General features: G+C 42.5%; 17 protein-coding genes and 1 other RNA gene. 6 read left to right on the top strand and 12 right to left on the bottom strand.

The features are described from left to right. Positions 1-1,021: 1,021 nt before the first annotated feature. From SPEA_RS06755 to SPEA_RS06740, 4 genes are all read right to left on the bottom strand, one after another. Complete coding sequence (locus SPEA_RS06755) at positions 1,022-2,515, bottom strand: tetratricopeptide repeat-containing diguanylate cyclase (RefSeq protein WP_223296576.1); 1,494 nt, start codon at positions 2,513-2,515, stop codon at positions 1,022-1,024. A gap of 304 nt (positions 2,516-2,819) precedes the next feature. After that, positions 2,820-3,032 (bottom strand): hypothetical protein, encoded by a 213-nt coding sequence (locus tag SPEA_RS06750; RefSeq protein WP_012154541.1) that lies wholly within the window; start codon positions 3,030-3,032, stop codon positions 2,820-2,822. Positions 3,033-3,287: 255 nt separating this feature from the next. After that, positions 3,288-3,452, bottom strand: coding sequence for a hypothetical protein (locus tag SPEA_RS06745; RefSeq protein WP_012154540.1), 165 nt, complete (start codon positions 3,450-3,452; stop codon positions 3,288-3,290). 135 nt (positions 3,453-3,587) lie between these two features. Continuing rightward, the gene (locus tag SPEA_RS06740; protein WP_012154539.1) at positions 3,588-4,391 is read right to left on the bottom strand and encodes an SAM-dependent methyltransferase; all 804 of its coding nucleotides are present in this window, start codon (positions 4,389-4,391) and stop codon (positions 3,588-3,590) included. Positions 4,392-4,856: 465 nt separating this feature from the next. Here SPEA_RS06740 and SPEA_RS06735 point away from each other — a divergent pair, with 465 nt between their 5' ends. Then, positions 4,857-5,351 carry an outer membrane protein assembly factor BamE gene (locus tag SPEA_RS06735; protein WP_012154538.1) on the top strand — a complete coding sequence of 165 codons (495 nt, stop codon included), beginning with the start codon at positions 4,857-4,859 and terminating at the stop codon, positions 5,349-5,351. Positions 5,352-5,458: 107 nt separating this feature from the next. On the opposite strand, the gene SPEA_RS06730 is transcribed toward SPEA_RS06735, so the two are convergent. Both SPEA_RS06730 and SPEA_RS06725 read right to left on the bottom strand, forming a co-directional pair. Further along, positions 5,459-5,791: an RnfH family protein gene (locus tag SPEA_RS06730; protein ID WP_012154537.1), complete on the bottom strand. Its 333-nt coding sequence runs from the start codon at positions 5,789-5,791 to the stop codon at positions 5,459-5,461. Continuing rightward, positions 5,788-6,219 (bottom strand): SRPBCC family protein, encoded by a 432-nt coding sequence (locus SPEA_RS06725; RefSeq protein ID WP_012154536.1) that lies wholly within the window; start codon positions 6,217-6,219, stop codon positions 5,788-5,790. The genes SPEA_RS06730 and SPEA_RS06725 overlap by 4 nt, the downstream gene beginning before the upstream one ends. Before the next feature lie 193 nt (positions 6,220-6,412). Here SPEA_RS06725 and smpB point away from each other — a divergent pair, with 193 nt between their 5' ends. From smpB to SPEA_RS06715, 3 genes are all read left to right on the top strand, one after another. Further along, the gene (smpB, locus tag SPEA_RS06720) at positions 6,413-6,907 is read left to right on the top strand and encodes an SsrA-binding protein SmpB (RefSeq protein ID WP_012154535.1); all 495 of its coding nucleotides are present in this window, start codon (positions 6,413-6,415) and stop codon (positions 6,905-6,907) included. A 110-nt stretch (positions 6,908-7,017) separates the two neighbouring features. Then, positions 7,018-7,373: a transfer-messenger RNA gene (ssrA, locus tag SPEA_RS22670) on the top strand. A gap of 165 nt (positions 7,374-7,538) precedes the next feature. Then, positions 7,539-8,771, top strand: a complete 1,233-nt coding sequence (locus SPEA_RS06715; RefSeq protein WP_012154534.1) for an integrase domain-containing protein — start codon at positions 7,539-7,541, stop codon at positions 8,769-8,771. Positions 8,772-8,815: 44 nt separating this feature from the next. On the opposite strand, the gene SPEA_RS06710 is transcribed toward SPEA_RS06715, so the two are convergent. Further along, entirely contained in the window at positions 8,816-9,310 is a 495-nt protein-coding gene (locus tag SPEA_RS06710) for a hypothetical protein (protein WP_012154533.1), read from the bottom strand. 118 nt (positions 9,311-9,428) lie between these two features. Between SPEA_RS06710 and SPEA_RS06705 the strand changes: the two genes are divergently transcribed. Further along, positions 9,429-9,785 (top strand): helix-turn-helix domain-containing protein, encoded by a 357-nt coding sequence (locus SPEA_RS06705; protein WP_012154532.1) that lies wholly within the window; start codon positions 9,429-9,431, stop codon positions 9,783-9,785. A 232-nt stretch (positions 9,786-10,017) separates the two neighbouring features. Beyond that, positions 10,018-10,368, top strand: a complete 351-nt coding sequence (locus SPEA_RS06700) for a hypothetical protein (protein ID WP_012154531.1) — start codon at positions 10,018-10,020, stop codon at positions 10,366-10,368. A gap of 118 nt (positions 10,369-10,486) precedes the next feature. On the opposite strand, the gene SPEA_RS06695 is transcribed toward SPEA_RS06700, so the two are convergent. The 5 genes from SPEA_RS06695 to drmA all read right to left on the bottom strand — a co-directional run bounded on the left by SPEA_RS06695 (position 10,487) and on the right by drmA (position 18,273). Continuing rightward, positions 10,487-10,882: a type II toxin-antitoxin system RnlB family antitoxin gene (locus SPEA_RS06695; RefSeq protein WP_012154530.1), complete on the bottom strand. Its 396-nt coding sequence runs from the start codon at positions 10,880-10,882 to the stop codon at positions 10,487-10,489. Further along, positions 10,875-11,960, bottom strand: a complete 1,086-nt coding sequence (locus SPEA_RS06690; protein ID WP_012154529.1) for a type II toxin-antitoxin system RnlA family toxin — start codon at positions 11,958-11,960, stop codon at positions 10,875-10,877. The genes SPEA_RS06695 and SPEA_RS06690 overlap by 8 nt, the downstream gene beginning before the upstream one ends. Positions 11,961-12,050: 90 nt before the next feature. After that, a complete protein-coding gene (drmC, locus tag SPEA_RS06685) occupies positions 12,051-12,890 on the bottom strand; it encodes a DISARM system phospholipase D-like protein DrmC (protein ID WP_012154528.1) in 840 nt (279 codons plus the stop codon). Continuing rightward, complete coding sequence (drmB, locus tag SPEA_RS06680) at positions 12,887-14,710, bottom strand: MrfA Zn-binding domain-containing protein (protein WP_012154527.1); 1,824 nt, start codon at positions 14,708-14,710, stop codon at positions 12,887-12,889. Before drmB ends, drmC begins: the two co-directional genes overlap by 4 nt. Continuing rightward, positions 14,707-18,273 (bottom strand): DISARM system helicase DrmA, encoded by a 3,567-nt coding sequence (gene drmA / locus SPEA_RS06675; protein ID WP_012154526.1) that lies wholly within the window; start codon positions 18,271-18,273, stop codon positions 14,707-14,709. The genes drmB and drmA overlap by 4 nt, the downstream gene beginning before the upstream one ends. Positions 18,274-18,294 lie beyond the last annotated feature (21 nt).

The following is an 18,294-nucleotide window of genomic DNA, read 5'->3' as shown; positions in this document are numbered from 1 at the left end:
TTCTAAGTAAGCATATGTTGATTTACAACAAAACCTACTGACTAAAAGATTCGGTTGCAAGCATACGGCATGTAGGCGCCTGCTATTACCAAGTAGCTAGGATGGCGTAAACCCACTTAAAACGAATCACAACAACACAGCTAAACAACTGATTTGTAATTAAAATAATTCAATCGAAAATTAATTGATATTTATGAACTGCAACTTGTAAGACAAATTGACCAGAGAGAACGAACCGAAATAAAGTTCGTTATTATATTTCACATCGTTAACAATTATTGCCACCAAAAAGCTTCAGCTAACACCGCATTGATTTAGCAAAGCGTTTATAACTCACCTTATGGTTAAGCCAGCAATAGCAATAAAAACAACAGCTTGACCGCGCTATGCACAAGCACCAATTCAAACGAACGTTTCAATCTGACGTTTACGGAAACGTAACAAAAGCGATCTACTCTTGTTATTAGCCTCTGCACGATAAATATTGACCAACATTAGAAAAAACATTGGTTCAATCCTAAAAAAGTTTAAGTTTTGCAAAAAAAGGCGCTACAACAGAGAACATTTGAAGTCGTTCAACGCAAAAGTAACCAGCCAAAACGATCCTAAAAGTCGAGTTTTAGCCTATTCAACGGCGTTATCAGTCAGCCCCAAGCAAACATTCCAGCACGCAATCAGTTCCACTAGCCTAGTTTCGCCTATGCCTTTACACCATTATTGTGTACATGGGGCTAAATAAAGTATCCGTAGTTCTATAGCCTTGAAGCAATTAATCAAGAGTTTAGGCTAGCAATAGGGGCTGGATGAAAGGACGTCGCTTAGGCGACTGTAAAGGCTGGCATCAAGAATGCCCCAAGTAAAGCATCAAGTTGATAAATAGCCTTGATAGGTGGCATTTACAAACGACAATTATTGCTAATTAGTTCAGCTTGAGTCCGGGTTAAGACGACTAATACAGCTAAGACCGCTAGTACAACTAGTACAAGCTAATACACTAGGTACACTAGGTGATTAATTTTGCCTAATTAAACACCAGTGAACGCTGAGTCTCATCGGTCGGGCGCTGTAGCTTAAGCTCAGGTGTGTATAACGTCACTCTATTACGGCCCGAGTGCTTCGAAGCATAGAGCGCGATATCGGCACGCTTTAATAACGGATCTAAACTGAGATCTTCACTAGTGCTACACGATACGCCAAAGCTAGCACTAATGTTAAACACATGGCCAGAATACTTGGTATCGATTGCAGCTACCGCCAGTTTACAGCGCTCGGCTATTTTAAGTGCGGTCTGCTCGCTAGAATAAGGTAAGAATAATGCAAACTCTTCACCTCCCATTCGAGTAAAAATATCGCTATCGCGGATAAGCGGCCTAATCACCGACACCACATGTTTTAACGTCCAGTCACCGGTTGCATGACCAAAACTATCATTGATGTTTTTAAACAGATCTAAATCAAACACTATCACAGCGTAATCAGCTTTTCGCATGCTGACCTGTACGAACTCATTTTCGGCAAAATCCTGCCCGGCACCGCGATTATAAACACTGGTTAACCTATCAGTTAATGCCAGCCTACGGTAACGCACCTTTTGTCTGTGGCTGTATAGCAAAAATAGCGACAAGAAAATCACACTGCCCGCCAACATGGTCATTATCATGACATTATTAGTCCGGTCGGAACGGTCTAACTCTTTCTGAGTTTCCACCAATTGCCGCTCCTGATTGAGCAAGGCTATTTCGCGCGCCTGTTCTTGGTGTTTAAACTTAGCCATCTGATAGGCATTAGCCTTAGCTTTAGTGTCATCGAAGATTAAATTACTATAGTGTTGATGGGATTCGAGGTAATCATGGGCAAGTTTGTACTGCTTTGACTCTAAGTATCTCTGCGACAGTACTTTGCTGGCAATAGCTTTATATTCAGTATGACTGGGCTCATCACTTAACCCCATCACCTTATTAGCAAACTCTTCAGCTTGAGAATACTTCTTGAGTCGCAGGTTCGTCTTGGCAAGCAAAGCATGAACACTTATTATTTCCGCTTTATAGCCATACTTAATGTATCCGGCAAGGACCTCATTAAGTTGCATTTCGGCGCTTTCAAAATCATCCATTTTCATGGCTATTTCAGCCAAACCTTTTCCAGACATGAAACCGAATAAAGGAAGTTCATTTTGATCACAAAATAATTTACTACTCTTAAAGCCTCTTTCCGCTTCTTTAAGTTCATATTCCTTAAGATCTGCAAACGCAATCAATATAAGAGAAAAACAATAAACTTTTTTATCAGAACTTTGGCTCAGACTTAACGCCTTTTCACCATAATTCCGAAGGTCCTCATACGCTTCTAGATTTAATGCTAAGTTAGCCATCCTCATATAGGCCTTAGCTTTTACATTATTATCGCCAATATTTTCTACCGATTTAAGATAACGTTCCATTAATGGGAATGCATCAGTATATTGCCTCAAACCTATTAAATTAACCGCTTGATAGTGATATACATCATCTAACAAATCAGATCTAACTCTATACTCTTTTACACGCTCCAAAAAATTTTGAGAGGACCGATATTCGCCGTTGTAGCTTTTCCTTATAGCCTGATAAACGATTAATTTAATTTGCTGCTCTTTAGATAGTTCATCCCAAGAAACCAATAATCTATTTATCAAACTTTCAACCTGTTCAGGAGATGCCCTCAACGCTTTTTCTATTTTTACCAAAACATCATCAAAGTCACCTTGCCCGCCAAACAACGGAAAAGATGCATACAATGTGAGCAAGAAAAAGATCGATATAACAGTCCTCATTATTCAAGTATCACTTATCCGAAGCGTACACCAATACAAGGGAGCTATAGTTTTTACCATCAGAGAAAGATTTAAGCTTATTATCATCGCCCGAAATCACAGCTTGGATCTCATCATCACTTAGGCCATTAGCCTGCATTACACCTTGAGGATCTTGCTTATACTCCTCTAGCAGCTTGGCATCTGAACCTAACTTCTCGAAAAACTTATTAAACTTTGACATTTTTATTCCCTTAAATTAAATGAACATCTTTGGTTTGTTTTACTTTTTACTTCTTATTTAGTTACTTGTTGCTTCCGACCCTATCAACTTGTTAGCGCACTGCTTTCTTATTCTGTTGTTTTATAGGTTTTTATAAGTGCTTTATAAATCTAGCAGATAGCTGCCGACTGGGTTTGCCTCAGCCAAATTCTATAGACATAAGCGCTGCACCATTGACTCTACGAGGTTATTGCTAAATTAGACTTTGCTCGAAATCTATTTCATGTTTGCATATACAACCATAAAACCTCTGATGCTGTTGCCGCCCGACACTGACTTTAGCGGGCTGACATCACCCGAAATCACCGCTTGGATCTCATCATCACTAAGACCACTGGCCTGCGCCACCGCTTGAGGGTTTTGCTTATACTCAGCTAACAACTTTGCATTTGAACTTAACTTCTCGAAAACTGATTAAACTTTGACATTATCTATTCCCTTAAATTAAATGAAATGAAACACGTTATCGCCATATGAGACTAGCTAAATCAAACTAGCTAAATCAAACTAGTTTTATCAGCCTAGCTCTTCTGCGGTGATCCCAAGTTTAGCCAATATCTCATGGTTAAACTCAAGCTCCCGTGACGGCGGAATAAGCAAGGTGGTGATAGATGAAAGCTGCGCAAATGGCAGTTGCTTCAACGCAACCCTCTCTATTCTTGGAGATTGAGTCGGCAAATTTGGCGCCTCATAGAGCACGATTTCATGTTCAAGCGGGTACCACTCACTAAGTTGTTCCACTAACACCTGTAACCTGTCTGATGACGTATGAAACTCGGTCAGAGTGTGCTCGCCGGCAATGCCTATTTGCCACAGCAAAAGGTGGGTGGTTGGGTCAGGTGTGTGCTTATAAAACATAAATTGACTGGCTTCGAAGCTTTGATGGCCTGAAGCGCCAGGATCTATACCTACGTCGGCCCATAAACAGGCCTCGGCAGAAATACCCGGCTCCATTTGTGCGCTATAGCCCTCTTCTCTTGCCTGAGCAATTGCGAAATGAGAAACACAAGCAAATACCCCTGGGTGACCATAAAGCGCGCAAACAACTTGCTTGCCTAAGCGCACTTGCTCCAAAATAGCATCCACCATCTGATCATAGGTATCGCGTCGACTTTTAACTTCGCCCTCTTGGGCATAATAGGGTTGTAGACTGCGCACATCTTGATTAAGTGACTCCAGCCAATGCTGGGCAAATCCATCCGGTACCAGAGAAAACACCACGTCGGCATGCTCTATGTAGCTTTTACTCAATACGCTAATTTGTCCGGCTAAATTGAGCCCTGTGCCGACACAAACCAAAGTTCCTTTTTCTATTGTCATCAACTCTATGCCTATCTATGTAAGTTTTAATCTCGCTCTAACTCAATGTTTATCGCGCCTGCTTTAAAGGCTTAAACTTGATGAGAAAACAATGTTAAGTTAACACAACATTTCCGTAACTTAAACCTGAATTGGACTTGTGTGCCTTGTTTCTAAAAGTGGCATGAGTGAATCATAGTTATAGCTTTCTTATCAGTAAGATAAAGGGAATTGTTTTAGGTATATAACAAAGTGATTTTATCTAAAATCAAATGATAAACCTAAGCCGTTAATCAGCTGAATAATGCTAGATAATGAACTTATTAGGCATTTTGGACTCCATATATTCACAAATTAGGGTTTAATGTTAAATCCTGTAATCAACTAAGAATTACGTTCCAAGCACGCCTTGACGCAATAGCCCTTGTCATAAGGGGGATCGCTTGGGTATTATGACCGACAGATTTTTATGAAGTAGCGCATTCAATGACAATTAAAAAGAAAAGTCTTACCCTTTTGGGCGCTGCTGCGCTCTCGTTATCACTTAGTGGCTGTGGTGTTTTTGACTATTTGATCTATAAACCTGATATCCCTCAGGGTAACTATATGGAAAAACAACAAGTCGAAAAATTGCGCATAGACATGACTAAAGAGCAGGTTGAATACGTGCTTGGACGTCCAGTGCTGCGTGACAGTTTCTCTGATGATACCTGGTACTATGTCTACCACTATAAGAGTGGTCGTGACGCGAGCATCATCCATAAAGAACTTATTATTAACTTTGATGGCGATAAGCTCGCCGAAGTGAAAGGTGATTACGAGTTAAGCTCAGAATTTAATACGCCATTGGAAGAGAGTAAGTTACCTGAGATCAATACACCTGAAGGTGATCCACTGATCCCAGAGCAACGCCCTCAAGCTGAACCTTTGGTAGAAGAGAAAGAAACTCAACCAGAGACACTTTCTGAAAAGTTTGAATAACTCTTAAACACAAGCGACCGTTCAACCGATTAGCTTGAAAAATGGCGAGTTCCTACAGGAAACTCGCCATTTTTATGCATTTTAATCAATCTTACTGATTGTTAGGATTACAGCTTACCGCCAGTAATCTTATTTATTCGGCCATCTTCTTTAGCTTTTTCAGCCCGCTTACGGCGCACATCTTTAGGATCGGCAATCAATGGGCGATAAATTTCGACTCTTTGACCCGGCAGTAACACTTCATCATGTTTAACTAAGCGGCTAAAGATCCCGAGCTTGACAGTTTCTAAATCAATCTCAGGGAAGTAAAGCTGCATATCACTTAACTTGACCGCCTCAATACATGTAGTCCCCGGTGTGACGTTCACCTTAATCAGCTTTTGCTGATTTGGCAGGGCATAGATGACTTCGACTAGAAATGGGGTTTGCTCTGTACTCATTGGTATATCACCTTTGCACGACTGGTAAACGCCGTGACCATAGAAGCCATTAGCTCTTTAAATACCTTACCGAAGGCTAAGTCGGCAATCGAATTTGAGAATTCAAAATTCAACTCAAACTCGACCTTGCAAGCATCTTCGGTCAATTCTGTAAACTTCCACTCACCAACCAGCTCTTTAAAAGGGCCGTTCTCTAACTGCAGCTGAATACTTTTACCAGGAACAACCTGATTACGTGTGGTAAAGGTTTTACTGATCCCCGCTTTTGCCACATCAACCGAGGCCACCATAGTTTTTCCATCAAATTCTAGGACTTTGCCACCAACACAGCCGGGCAAGAATTCTTTATAAGACTCAACATCATTGACTAGGTCATACATCTGCATCGCGCTGAAGCGAACTAATACACTGCGAGAAATTTGCGGCATCTGACGATTGGTACTCAGTAATTAAACACGAAGCGTGGATTTTAACATGAACACAAAAAAACGCATCTTTGATACTGTCCCTGCGTATTGAGCGACTAAAAAGTAGACAAACTCACTCAGCAAAGACATAAAACCTGTAATAAATTGATTTGGCCAATTCCATATTTGTTTGGCGCAGGTATAATGACGTCCTATGGCTAAGAAAAACGCAAAAAATTCAAAGAACAGTTCAGCTTCCATTGCACGCAATAAGCGCGCAACTTTTGACTACAAGTTTGAAGAGAAGCTAGAAGCAGGCTTATCCCTAATGGGATGGGAAGTGAAGTCTATTCGCATGGGCAAGGTAAACTTGTCTGAGAGCTATGTGTTTCTAAGAGAAGGCGAAGCTTATCTTTTTGGTTGCACCATCGCACCACTTAATACTGCATCTTCCCATGTAGTATGTGACCCGCTACGCTCGCGCAAGCTACTACTAAAACGTAAAGAGCTTGATAAACTTCAAGGCTTAGTTGACCGTAAAGGTTACTCAATCGTACCTATCTCTATGTATTGGCAGAAAGGCGCTTGGGTTAAAATTGAAATCGGTTTAGGTAAAGGTAAGAAAGAACACGATAAGCGCGACGATACTAAAGATCGCGAATGGCAAATTGAAAAGGCTCGTACCATAAAGAAGGCGGTACAGCAGTAATTTCAACAACGTACGTTGTTAATAACGTATGTATAATGAACAATCGGTTGTGAATGCGATTTTTATGCTTGGTAAAACAAGCTAGGTCGCGTTACAATCAAATTGTACTTGGGGGCGATTCTGGATTCGACAAGATTCTCGAAACCCTGGGAGCATGCCGAGGGGCGGTTGGCCTCGTAAAAAGCCGCACCGTTATAGTTGCAAACGACTCTAACTACTCTCTAGCAGCTTAGGCTAGCTAGCCATCTTGCTCACGTTTATCAAATGGGCAGAGTAATAAGATGGTCACCTTTACATTTGATAGCGAGGGAACCACGTTCAGGGGTGAACCGCGAAACAGTACTGAACTCGCCAATTGCAATCCTGTCTTTCGGAGTGTACTTGGTTAACCAAAAGAGAGACTAAGCATGTAGCGCCTTGGATGTAGGCTTTTTGGACGCGGGTTCGAGCCCCGCCGCCTCCACCAAATATAGAAACGAAGACGTCCTAGGACGTCTTTTTTTCTGCCTGTAAAACACCAAAATCAATAACTTAGCGTCTTTTAACGTCTATTGCCATTTCATAGCAGCTTGAGATTAATGTAACACCTAATGTAACATCGGAGCCAAATCAAGTTCTGGGTGTTACAATCATGGCCAATTCCACTAAGCAGCTCACCGCAACACAAGTTTCAAATGCAAAGCCAAAAGAGAAAGAATACAACCTTGCTGACGGCAGAGGGTTATCACTCAGAGTCAAAACCGGAGGTTCAAAGTTTTGGTTACTGAACTACACTCGGCCTGTAACTCAAAAGCGAGCCAACCTAGGTTTAGGTACCTACCCAGATGTACCACTAGCAGAAGCAAGAAAGCGAAGAGAAGCCGCCCGTGAACTTCTTGCTCAAGGTATTGACCCTCAACACCACCAGCAGCAACAGAAAGCTGCCATAAAAACCGATGCAGAAAACACCCTCAAGTCTGTAACCAACGCATGGTTTGAAATTAAAAAGCAGAAGGTCTCAGAAAATCACGGTCAAAAGCTGTATCGTCGACTTGAGCTTTACCTGTTTCCAGCCCTTGGTGGAACACCAATCAGTGTCTTAACCGCCCCACAAGTTATTCAAGTACTCAAGCCTGCAGAAGCTAAAGGCAATATTGAAACCTGCAAGCGCGTGATCAGCTGGCTAAACGAAGTAATGACCTTTGCAGTCAATACTGGCCTTATCCACTCGAACCCACTTATTGGCATAGCAGCAGCGTTTGGCGTCCCAGAGAAGCGACAAATGCCAACCCTCAAACCAGCAGAACTACCAGAGTTTATTGAAGCACTAACCTACTCTAGTATAAAGAAAACAACTCGATGCTTGATCGAGATACAACTGCACACTATGACCCGCCCAGCAGAAGCAGCAAAAGCGAAGTGGACTGAAATTGATTTTGATAAGCAGCTGTGGACGATTCCAGCTGAACGCATGAAGATGAAGCGTGAACATATCATCCCACTCACGCCACAGGTCATATCGCTGCTAAATCGCATGCATGAAATCAGCGGTGACTTGGAATACATATTCCCAGCAGATAGAAACAAACATCACCACACCAACACCGAAACTGCCAATATGGCTATTAAGCGTATGGGCTACAAAGGCCGCTTAGTGGCTCATGGGCTACGTGCGTTAGCCAGCACCACATTAAACGAACAAGGCTTTGATGCTGAACTAATAGAGGTGTCACTAGCTCACGTGGATAAAAACACCGTTCGAGCAGCCTATAACCGCGCAGACTACATTGAGCGACGCAGAGAGCTTATGTGCTGGTGGAGTGAGCATGTTCAGATAACTCCAAATCAACTTAACTCGGTTATTACCCAACAACTCCTCAAGTAAGGATTTAAACTCATATATTCAGCCACCTAAAGCAACTAATAATTTTACGATGATAACTGGTTTTGCTTTTCGATGTAGAGCCCAAGCAACCCAAAACCTAGTGCAGCTAAGGATAGTGTCATCATGTTTCGATTAGCTGGTTTAAATGCAACGAAGGCTGTTCCTAATGCAGATACAGTTAATGTTGTTTTTAGCTGTTCGCTTGTAGAACTTCCTGTAAGCACTTCACTAGTTAGATGCTCACAATTATAAAAAATACTGTATTTACAGCAGGATGATAGCCGACTATTTATGCGGTCTACAATTTGCGGTGTAGCATTGATACAGGCCTTTTTAACTAGCTTCTCCCCTTCCAAAAACTCCTCAAGAGTACTTAGATGAGTATTCTTATCAGGGTTCGTATGCAAAACCAGCTGCTCACCTTGCTCAAAGCTAAGCATTAATCCCGCGTGGGCAACTAGTCCTGATACTTTCTTTCTATACACTTTAGTCACAGATGTTAATACTCGATCATTACGATTATTCTCATTTAATAGCATTTCTGTTATCCTTATATCACACCAAAAACCACGTAAATTCGCATTCCGAATATACAGCCGCATGCGGATAATATTCTTTTGGTGTGTAGTTGTCAATTATTGAACTTGAGAATTTCCTATGCATCAACAAATAACCTACAACGGATTAGTTGGATTTGAACTAGAAAAAATTAGAAAAGAATTGGGTATGGAACAGTCAGAGGTTTCGGTGGCTACAGGCATATCTCAGCCAGTTTTATCTAGATTAGAAAAAGGAAAAGCAATGATCACTATTGATCAATTGTTTGTAATCTGCGGAGCGCTAGGTGTAAAACCTGAAGATATTATTTCGAAAACTTCAAAAGGTGTAGAAGCATTTAGCACCGAAGAAGCTGTAAAAGTTACAACCACCAAAGAAGCAAGTACATCTGGTGCTATATTAACTGGTGCAGCAATTGGAGCACTATTGACGCTGTTTCTTACAAAGGGTAAATAGACCATCGCAGCCAAATTTGACTGTTAAGGCTCTACACTTAACCTATCACATTTGAAGTCGTTGAAATTATTTGTAATCAACATTAATATTTCGATAATCTAAGAAAGTTAAACTCAGCCTCAATCCTTACTACTGATTACTATTATTTGAGCGGTAGGAAATACAAAATAATCCAATACAAAGGGGTAATGATTGAGGAGACCAGTCCATAAAGTAATTAAGAGATCAGTGCATGACATACAAAAATGAATTTGGTACGGACTTTGAGCTTGGCTTTAATCTAGCTAATTATCCATACCTCCATGATAAAAGTTGGCATAATGACCTAAGCCCAAGCTTCTACTTTAAAGTTAATCAACAGTACTATGTTTTATGGGTTGATTATGCTGAACTGCATAAAAGAGAAGATACTTGCTGCCGCTACCTCATACAAGAAGCTATAAATGAGGGAAATGATGTTAGCCCCGAAATTTACAGCTCTAATGGCAGCGTCATTTTTGAGAATGAGTCCTCAAAGGAGTTGGAAGAATTCCTAAATAACTTAATGCTAAACAACATGCAAAATTGCAAGACATTAAATTAATTCATTTTTACAACCGAGTTTAGATTAAACCTACGTTTCAGTAAAAGAATATACTGGTCAAAAAAACTAGGGTATATAATTTCCCCACAACAAGCACAAAGCTTAAAACCCTTTATTATCAACAATAAAGGGCTACCGACTTATTTGAAGCAGAACTCATTAAAATGGCAATTTCTTGACTGGTTAATATGGTATCAACCAGGTATTCGGGTTTACTTGCAAACAACTGAGATTGAAGTTCAATCAATAAAGGAGAAAGCTCACTTTCATCCATAATCCTTGCAGAACTTCTCTTAAGAGCAGAGCCTTCGAACTCCATAGACATGAAGCGATTCCACTCAAAGCCATTAGAGCAAAGAAGATCAAAGATAACTTCTCCAAAGAAATCACTCCCAAATAAGGAGCTTAATTCCTGTTCAATCTCAGAAATCAAAGACAACGGACTTTCGTAGCTTATCGCTGTAACGATAGCTTGAGGGTTGTTTTTGATATTTAACTTTCTGATATTATACATTTTGTATACTATATAACTTTTTAATATGTTCCCAAGAGTGCTTTGATTTCGTCATTAAATGACTTATATCACTCATCACTCTACTAGTATCCACAATAGGCTCCATGTGGAAGAGGCCATGACGTTCTTTATTGTAGAAAGTATAAGCATCTTCAACAATATTTGCACTCACATCTGATGGAAAATGTGCTCTATGCGACGCTTCTAATTGGTATTTTCCTGGGATTTTTTCGAAGAACCCCCCAAAACCATCACGGCCTACAACTAATCCAAACAGTGCCATTTTCCCCTTTAGAGCACCTTCAATAGAGCGTAGCTCCGGGTACAGCAACATACAGTAGTCTGGTAGTTGAGGGGCGGCGAGTTTAACACAGAGACCTGAAACGAGCAATTTTTCAACATTTTTATGCAAGTGGCGATAGGAATCCCCCATAACAGTTTGAAGATAACTACGAGCGACTTCCTGCTGAATGATTTCAACTTTACTATCATCTTGCCTTGATAAAACCTTCTCTAATCCTTGAAGATCAAGTAGCTCTGTCAGGTTAAATATAAAAGCTCTGTAACAAGATAAAGGGCGACCCTGTATTTGCAACAGTCGAGTTGTTGTATGGAGTGTTACCGTGAGTTCATCTTGAAACTCAATAGAAATAAGCTTCCAGACTATCTTGCTAGCCTCTCTATGATGTTCCTGCAGTTCTATATAGGTCTCATCTGCAGTACAAAGTAAAACTGGAGATATCGATTCTTCAATAAAACCATCTACAACCATATTTACACTTTCAAATTCAACTGGATTAATCGTTTCGTACAAGCAATCAGCAAGTCGCTTCCCTAATAGCTGGTTTCTACCTGTTTTAAACTGTACGGTTGAAGTGCCAGTGTTATTGAAGAAGATATCAACCGTCGCATACAAGCTACCAGCCTGACCATATACAACTCTTTTTCCATTCTGAGCACCGGGCATATCTCCAATAGACTCAAGAGTAAAGCCATGCTGATCCATAAACGTGTTAACGACATCCTCTATGTTTGCTCTAACTAAGTTTAAATTTTTATAATTCCGTGCTTCAGTCACTTTTCAGTCCTTTTTAAATGCTTAAATTTAGAATATTTTAATATTGCACATTCTTTTGGCAAAAGTTTTACCTATCACCTTTAGTTAAATTCACATGCGCCTCTCTAAGATGTTCTCTTCTATCAATAAATCAAAGTGACGCACTAGCGCTCCAGCCATATAACCCTGCACTCTGAGGCCCATTTCTAGATTCTCCAGTATACCCGCGTGAGTAAGATTAGCGGATGTAACAAGAGCATCGTTTCGGTCTGCAACTATCACCTTTGCGTGGAGCTTGCGGTCATATTGATGACCCCTTTTACTTATAACCTTAGCCATATGTTCGCTCCAACTATAAACCTCTCGCGGAGCTCCTTTCAGGTCTACAGGCCATAAATTGTTGAGAGCAGCAAAGTTATCTGGACTACCTGATTTTTCATTCGGGTCAAATACAAAACGAACTCTGATGCCCTTATGGGCTTTTTGAACTAGAGACTCAATCAGAGACTTAATTTGCTCAGTACTTGTAACGAGCCAATAGCCAACGATAAGAAGCTCTATTTCCGCACTGGCAACAATCTCGTTAACAACAGCCTCAGTCCTACGCATCTCCGACCTTTCAACTTCAGGTCCAGTCCAGACAGCTTCAACAGCATGAGCTCTGCTCAAAGCTAACCGATAACAGCTCAAAGAAGACTTCAACATTGCAGTCACTTCTAGTGCACCTAAATGTGAAGCACTAGAATTCCAAGCCCTTAAAAACTCTTTCAGGTAATGGTCACCAGGAGCACCTTTTAACACTTTGCTAATAGCCAACGGACCACTGGTTACTGTCACTGCACCTGTTTGCAACGCTACAATTATCGAATCGGCTAGTGACGGATTAGCTGCCACTTGTCCAACGAGATTTGAGCAAGCCTCCGTGAGAACATCTATCTCCTTTGAGGTCATAGCCACCCAAGATGCTTTGGTGTAAAAAACGATAAACTCTGATTAGCAACTGTTGGTACTAAAAGTGAGCGATCTAACCAAGTGTTATATGCCTCACAACTTGTTTCAGGAACAAGTACACAAGCATGACAAGCAGCCCCATTGGTACTTCGGTGTCGATTAGGCTCGTGACTCGCACAGAGTGGATCTGAGGAACAACGAGTGACATCACGCAGTGCGTTTTGTAGCAAAGTACCAAGACGTTCAGCGGTTCCAAGATCGATGAGACCACCAAGGCTCCCTTCGGAGTCAGGGCTCGCGGTATACAGCAACACCCCTTGCATCTCACGTCCATCTTCAATAGAAGAGTAAATACGTTCACGTATCGAAGAGCCTGAATAACCACAATCAAGAGCTAAAGACCTCATAACGGTATGAGCAAATGAATGAAGGACTATAAAACGTGACTTGTCACGAATATCCTGTTCAGTCGGTGGCAACGACTCTGAAGCATCGCCATCTTTCTGTATAGTCATAATCATCATTCGAACGCGAGCCTGCACTTCAGGGTTTTGCGACCAAGTATCCAGCGCTTCCCCGTTAAACTCAAAAAACAAGCCCTCACCCCGAACTTCAACAGCAGGCAACCAATCTAAATTCGGATTGCGAGAGATTGGTGCTATATCGACTTCTTCTCCATCACCACCAAAGGGGCCTCCTTTCGATTCTATACGAGTAAACCCCTTAAGTGCTCGTACTTCGAGAAGCTTTCGTACTTGAATAACAGACGAAATTACATCCTTTAATTTTTCAGGAACCTCAGTTTTCTGTGAGAAAAAATCAGAACGTTCCCCTTGGCTGTATCCATCGGGATCTCTTAGAGCCTCCCACTCTGGCAGGAGTAAATCAATTTCATCCGTTTCGATTTCACCACGATTCTTTAAAATATATTCAAGAATAGCTGCTCGATCACTGGCATAACTTTCTAGCTCGGGGAGCTTTTTAACAAGTAGCTTCCAATATGTGCTGAGGTCACTTAAATCGTTTATCTCAGAAATAATGTCCGGATCCGCTTGAGAAATAACTTTCCCTACGGGGGTAGCGGCATCTTTAATAGATAATGCGCTCTTTACTACCGGAAACCAGGAGTTAGTTGCCCCACGCTGAAGTGTTTCAGCTTTGTCAGTGTGTTGGCATGTAGCCTCCACATCATCTGGGCCAAACCATGGGCGCTTTTTACTACAGGCCCCTACAATTTTGTGTTTATTTTCCCCAAATGCGTCACCAACACTACGCTCTTGCCCACACTTACATTTCACCATCAAATCACGAACGGTTCCTGTTTTACCCATTGATTTCAATTGCATTGGTTGCTTACAGTCAGTGGGGCCTCGGTGAGTAAAATCTCGCCATGGGAAATCATCCATGTGACCACTAGGACAAGCAACAATGAATGGTGCGGGATTAACGGGAGCCTTACCACCACAAAGTTGACATAGGAAAATAGGCCTAGTCTCGTGACGTTTAAAGTTATGCTCAGAAGGCTCTGAAAGAGTTCCGCACAGGGCGTTAGAGCAAACCTGATAACGTGGGAACAGATAAGATGGCATTGTCCCGGGTCGTTTATTGAATTCACCTTCAGCTGGCGGGGCAGAATAAAAACATTTGACTCCAAGAGTTCGCTCAAGTCGAGGCTCTTGGATTCGCTGTGCATCGCTTTTGCGCCACTCATCAATTCCGGCAACAACAACCGACAAAGTTTGAAGATCGACTATGGCTCCAGGCCCAAATGTAGTGATTACTTGACTAGGACGCACATCTCCTACTGGTTTATTACTCATGACTGTGACTCCTCATCGTCGACCAAATAGAAAGTGGCAGTAGGTTCAACATCACGTAGTGAGTTCGGTGCCGACCACTTCCCACCTTTGGCCTCCCCCAAATTACGAAAGAGACGATGATGTGCTGCATCCTCATCCTTATTCTTAGTCGACTTTTTCTTGAAATATGAAACAGATGCGTTTTGTAGCTGACTCCAGCTATCACTCTGTTCATTCAATACTCTTTTTACGTGGTCCCCCTGGGCAACACCTTGACGTGAGTGAGATGTTAGATTCGTCGCTCGTTCCGCAATCCCCTCAATCATGGCTTTTGCCCAAGGGTTTGTAGGATCAAACTGATTAGCAGAAAACTCCTCAGACGCCTGCGTTTGGCCAAGTCGCTGTGTGGCTCCAAACATGCCGCGCAAACCACGATCTAACGCTCGAGAAGAAAACGGAGTTACACTAATAGGCTCTACATAACGGTAAAGTGCAGCGTGATAACTCTTGAATCGCTCATAATGAGAAATGTCACGTGGTGAAACCCAGTTATACATTGTTACTACAAGTCCTGGATGTTGACGTCCCACGCGACTAGTCGCCTGGATATACTCTGCAGTCGTTTTAGGTTGCCCCGTACAGACCATAAGACCTAGCCTGTCGATATCCACACCCACCGAAATCATATTTGTTGCGAGCAGAACATCCACTGGATAGACCTTATTCTTCTCCCCCTTAACGGGCCGAGGAAATGTCACATCCATTCGTTTAAGTAAAGGTGGGATCTGCCAAGACGCTAATCGACTTGTAAGTTCTTTAGGTTCACTAATATAGCGTTGGTTTCGTTTTTCTCTTTTCAATGCGGACTGATCTCGCCTTGCAAGATAATACAGTCGCCTAAGCGTTACGTCATCTTCCACCAGACGTTTAGCACCACCCAGTGCGCGCATACTATTGAAGTAGCCAACCAAGGTCCCGTAAGGATCTCCAGATTGAGCAATGACTGGGTCAACTAGATGATCAAGTCCGGCATGTAATAAACCTGCATAAACCCTTACAAGAAGTGTTTTAGAGCTCGAACCACTAGCGTTTGCCCCAATGTATAGGCGGCCAGCTTCAAAGTCTCCTGCATGACCGTTTTCATCGTGAGTTGCAATTTCACGAGCGAAGAACGAATCTTTAGAGCTAAGGGCGCTAGGTGGGAACACTTGAAGGTCACGATCATACAATTGCCTAACTTGCTGAGCGGCGCGACGAATCGTCGCCGTCGATGCTATGACCTTAGATCTTACCGTCACACCTGACTCTTTTTGCACTCGACTTAAAAAATCTATGGCGGTTTCGTAAAGCCCTACCATTGTGCCGAGTGGACCGGAGATCAAATGTAATTCATCTTGAATTATAAGTTCAGGCGGCAATAGCCTTTTGGCCTTTCTGGCATCTTTACATAACTTTCCACCAGGCTTTACTCCATCAGCAGGAGTGATATGCCCAAGAGTGGGACTATAGCGATCTCGAATACCAAAGAAGGCTTGAGTTCGTCCTTCAAATGGCATTCGTGCAAACTTATCGACCGTTGCAATGATAATCGAAGGACAGGTTCGGTAAAGCTCCTCATCAACAACAACTACAGGTACACCTTCACCAGCTGATTTCTTTTGTGACATCTCGCAGCGAAAATTAGGACAGAGAACACGAATTCTTTGAGCATCACTATCGACTGTATAAGCCGCTCCGTTAGGAATCCCCCTATCATCAGCTAAAGCCTCACCACACCGAGGACAGTTTAATAGCTGAACCGGACTGCCTCCGTGTGTGTAATTTTTTGATTTAAGATCCTCTATCGCTTTCTTAGCATCAACGAAGCGGTTAGGTGCAGTTTTATCTCCCACCCAAAGGCCAATACGATATGGCTCTTTACCCAATAGGTTTTCGCGTCGTCGAATTACCTCACAAGCACACACCAGAGCTGCGGCACGTTGAAATTGCTGAACCGTTAACAACCGTAATGTATAACGCATGATAACCGACACGCCAGCACCGGCTTCCATTCCATCGCGATCACCTTCTAATCTACGATAAAACAATGTAAATGCTGCAAGGCCTAAGTAGGCCTCCGTCTTACCACCACCCGTTGGGAACCAGAGCAGATCAACCAAAGCACGGTCTTCACTTTCATCGTCTGCAACACCCACCAAATTTAGCAAAAAGAAACCAAGCTGGAACGGACGCCAAGTGTGATTTCTTTTATTCCAGTATTCAGCAATATCCTTTCTTTTCTCTCCAGCTTTATGATCTTTCGCCCAAATGGAATGAACTCGTTGATCGGCCATGGCCTCATTTGCCCAACAAAATGCAGTCCGTGCCTTAGGATTACTCTTTAACAACTCTAGGCCTTTCCGCATACGGGTTGCTGCGTTCTTACAGTTATCTAACTGAATCCCTGCCGCCTCGTAGTGCAGAGCATGATCCTTGATTTCAGGAGCATTAGCTTCAAGACGGCGGTCCTCAATCCAATCTTCGTATTTTTTTACAAGAGGTTCGATTGCATTGAATAATGCGTCAGGGTCGTTCAGTTTAGCCAGCGCCATCATATCCAGTGTTGCCCCACCAGCAATATCGTTGGCAGCAATCACCTTAGGCACTTCGAACGATGGGATAAACTCGGTACGAATACTGGAGACGCTTTTACCATCTGGCGTGAGGCCATCCCATTCAGCGGCAACACCATGTCCGGTTGCAAATTCGCGGGCATGGCGATAAAGCAAATTATTGACTTGCGCCTCAGGGTCTTGTGAACCATCATGCTCCAATTCAATATCATCTTTAGCCAGAAAGACTGCACTGCCATCACTGGCTCGAACTTCCATCTGCGCCTGCATAAGGAACTGCTTATCTTTTTCTGAATCCTTTGGGTCGCCTTTTTGGCGCTGATTCACTAGAAATAGACTCACAGCACGCTGACCGTGGATCTCATAAACAATACCTTGTATGCAAACTTCAGCTTCATCTAGGCCTTCAACAGTAACATCTGCCGGCGCGAATTTAGGATGAAGCTTTACTTCGGTTATCGGCCCTTTTTTTGACAGGTCAAGACCACGCACTGTTCCTTTGCAAGACTCTCTTCGCCAGATGAATAATGAACGCTGGGAGCTATTCCATTCTCGCTCATCTTCATCGTAACCGTCCCCAACCTCATTGCGTTCAGGAGCCTCTTCAGCACGGTAATATTGTCCCCACTCGATGTACACATCGACTTTATCGCAGGTATCATTGATAACAAAAGACAAGCCCATTGAAGATGGCATAAAGCCAAGCACTTGCGGTGGTTCAAAACTCGCTTCACCCGTTTCCCCATCGTCACTATCTCCAGTAGGCAAAGCGTCATTCTCCACGACATCAATCTCGAAGTCCTGTGGAGCAAGCCTGCCGACAATATAGCGCGCTGTTGGAAACTCTTCACTTGGATCCGTGTCATCCGTTGGATGCCAGGGCCCCATCAGCTCTCGACGCAACGCATCGACCATCTGGTCGCGTACCTCCCGCTTGGCTGGTGGTGTTGAAGGTGTATTATGATTATTCATGGCATCCTTTCCGTTACTTAT

It is taken from the genome of Shewanella pealeana ATCC 700345 (genome assembly GCF_000018285.1).
In the GTDB taxonomy this organism is placed as follows: domain Bacteria; phylum Pseudomonadota; class Gammaproteobacteria; order Enterobacterales; family Shewanellaceae; genus Shewanella; species Shewanella pealeana.
This window is presented reverse-complemented; position numbering and strand designations above follow the sequence as displayed.

What these genes read in the sequence shown, in the direction of transcription:
- SPEA_RS06750 (WP_012154541.1), bottom strand. Translation starts at nt 3,032, where the DNA reads ATGTCAAAGTTTAATAAGTTTTTCGAGAAGTTAGGTTCAGATGCCAAG.
- SPEA_RS06740 (WP_012154539.1), bottom strand. Translation starts at nt 4,391, where the DNA reads ATGACAATAGAAAAAGGAACTTTGGTTTGTGTCGGCACAGGGCTCAAT.
- SPEA_RS06735 (WP_012154538.1), top strand. Translation starts at nt 4,857, where the DNA reads ATGACAATTAAAAAGAAAAGTCTTACCCTTTTGGGCGCTGCTGCGCTC.
- SPEA_RS06730 (WP_012154537.1), bottom strand. Translation starts at nt 5,791, where the DNA reads ATGAGTACAGAGCAAACCCCATTTCTAGTCGAAGTCATCTATGCCCTG.
- SPEA_RS06725 (WP_012154536.1), bottom strand. Translation starts at nt 6,219, where the DNA reads ATGCCGCAAATTTCTCGCAGTGTATTAGTTCGCTTCAGCGCGATGCAG.
- smpB (WP_012154535.1), top strand. Translation starts at nt 6,413, where the DNA reads ATGGCTAAGAAAAACGCAAAAAATTCAAAGAACAGTTCAGCTTCCATT.
- SPEA_RS06715 (WP_012154534.1), top strand. Translation starts at nt 7,539, where the DNA reads ATGGCCAATTCCACTAAGCAGCTCACCGCAACACAAGTTTCAAATGCA.
- SPEA_RS06710 (WP_012154533.1), bottom strand. Translation starts at nt 9,310, where the DNA reads ATGCTATTAAATGAGAATAATCGTAATGATCGAGTATTAACATCTGTG.
- SPEA_RS06705 (WP_012154532.1), top strand. Translation starts at nt 9,429, where the DNA reads ATGCATCAACAAATAACCTACAACGGATTAGTTGGATTTGAACTAGAA.
- SPEA_RS06700 (WP_012154531.1), top strand. Translation starts at nt 10,018, where the DNA reads ATGACATACAAAAATGAATTTGGTACGGACTTTGAGCTTGGCTTTAAT.
- SPEA_RS06695 (WP_012154530.1), bottom strand. Translation starts at nt 10,882, where the DNA reads ATGTATAATATCAGAAAGTTAAATATCAAAAACAACCCTCAAGCTATC.
- drmC (WP_012154528.1), bottom strand. Translation starts at nt 12,890, where the DNA reads ATGACCTCAAAGGAGATAGATGTTCTCACGGAGGCTTGCTCAAATCTC.
- drmB (WP_012154527.1), bottom strand. Translation starts at nt 14,710, where the DNA reads ATGAGTAATAAACCAGTAGGAGATGTGCGTCCTAGTCAAGTAATCACT.
- drmA (WP_012154526.1), bottom strand. Translation starts at nt 18,273, where the DNA reads ATGAATAATCATAATACACCTTCAACACCACCAGCCAAGCGGGAGGTA.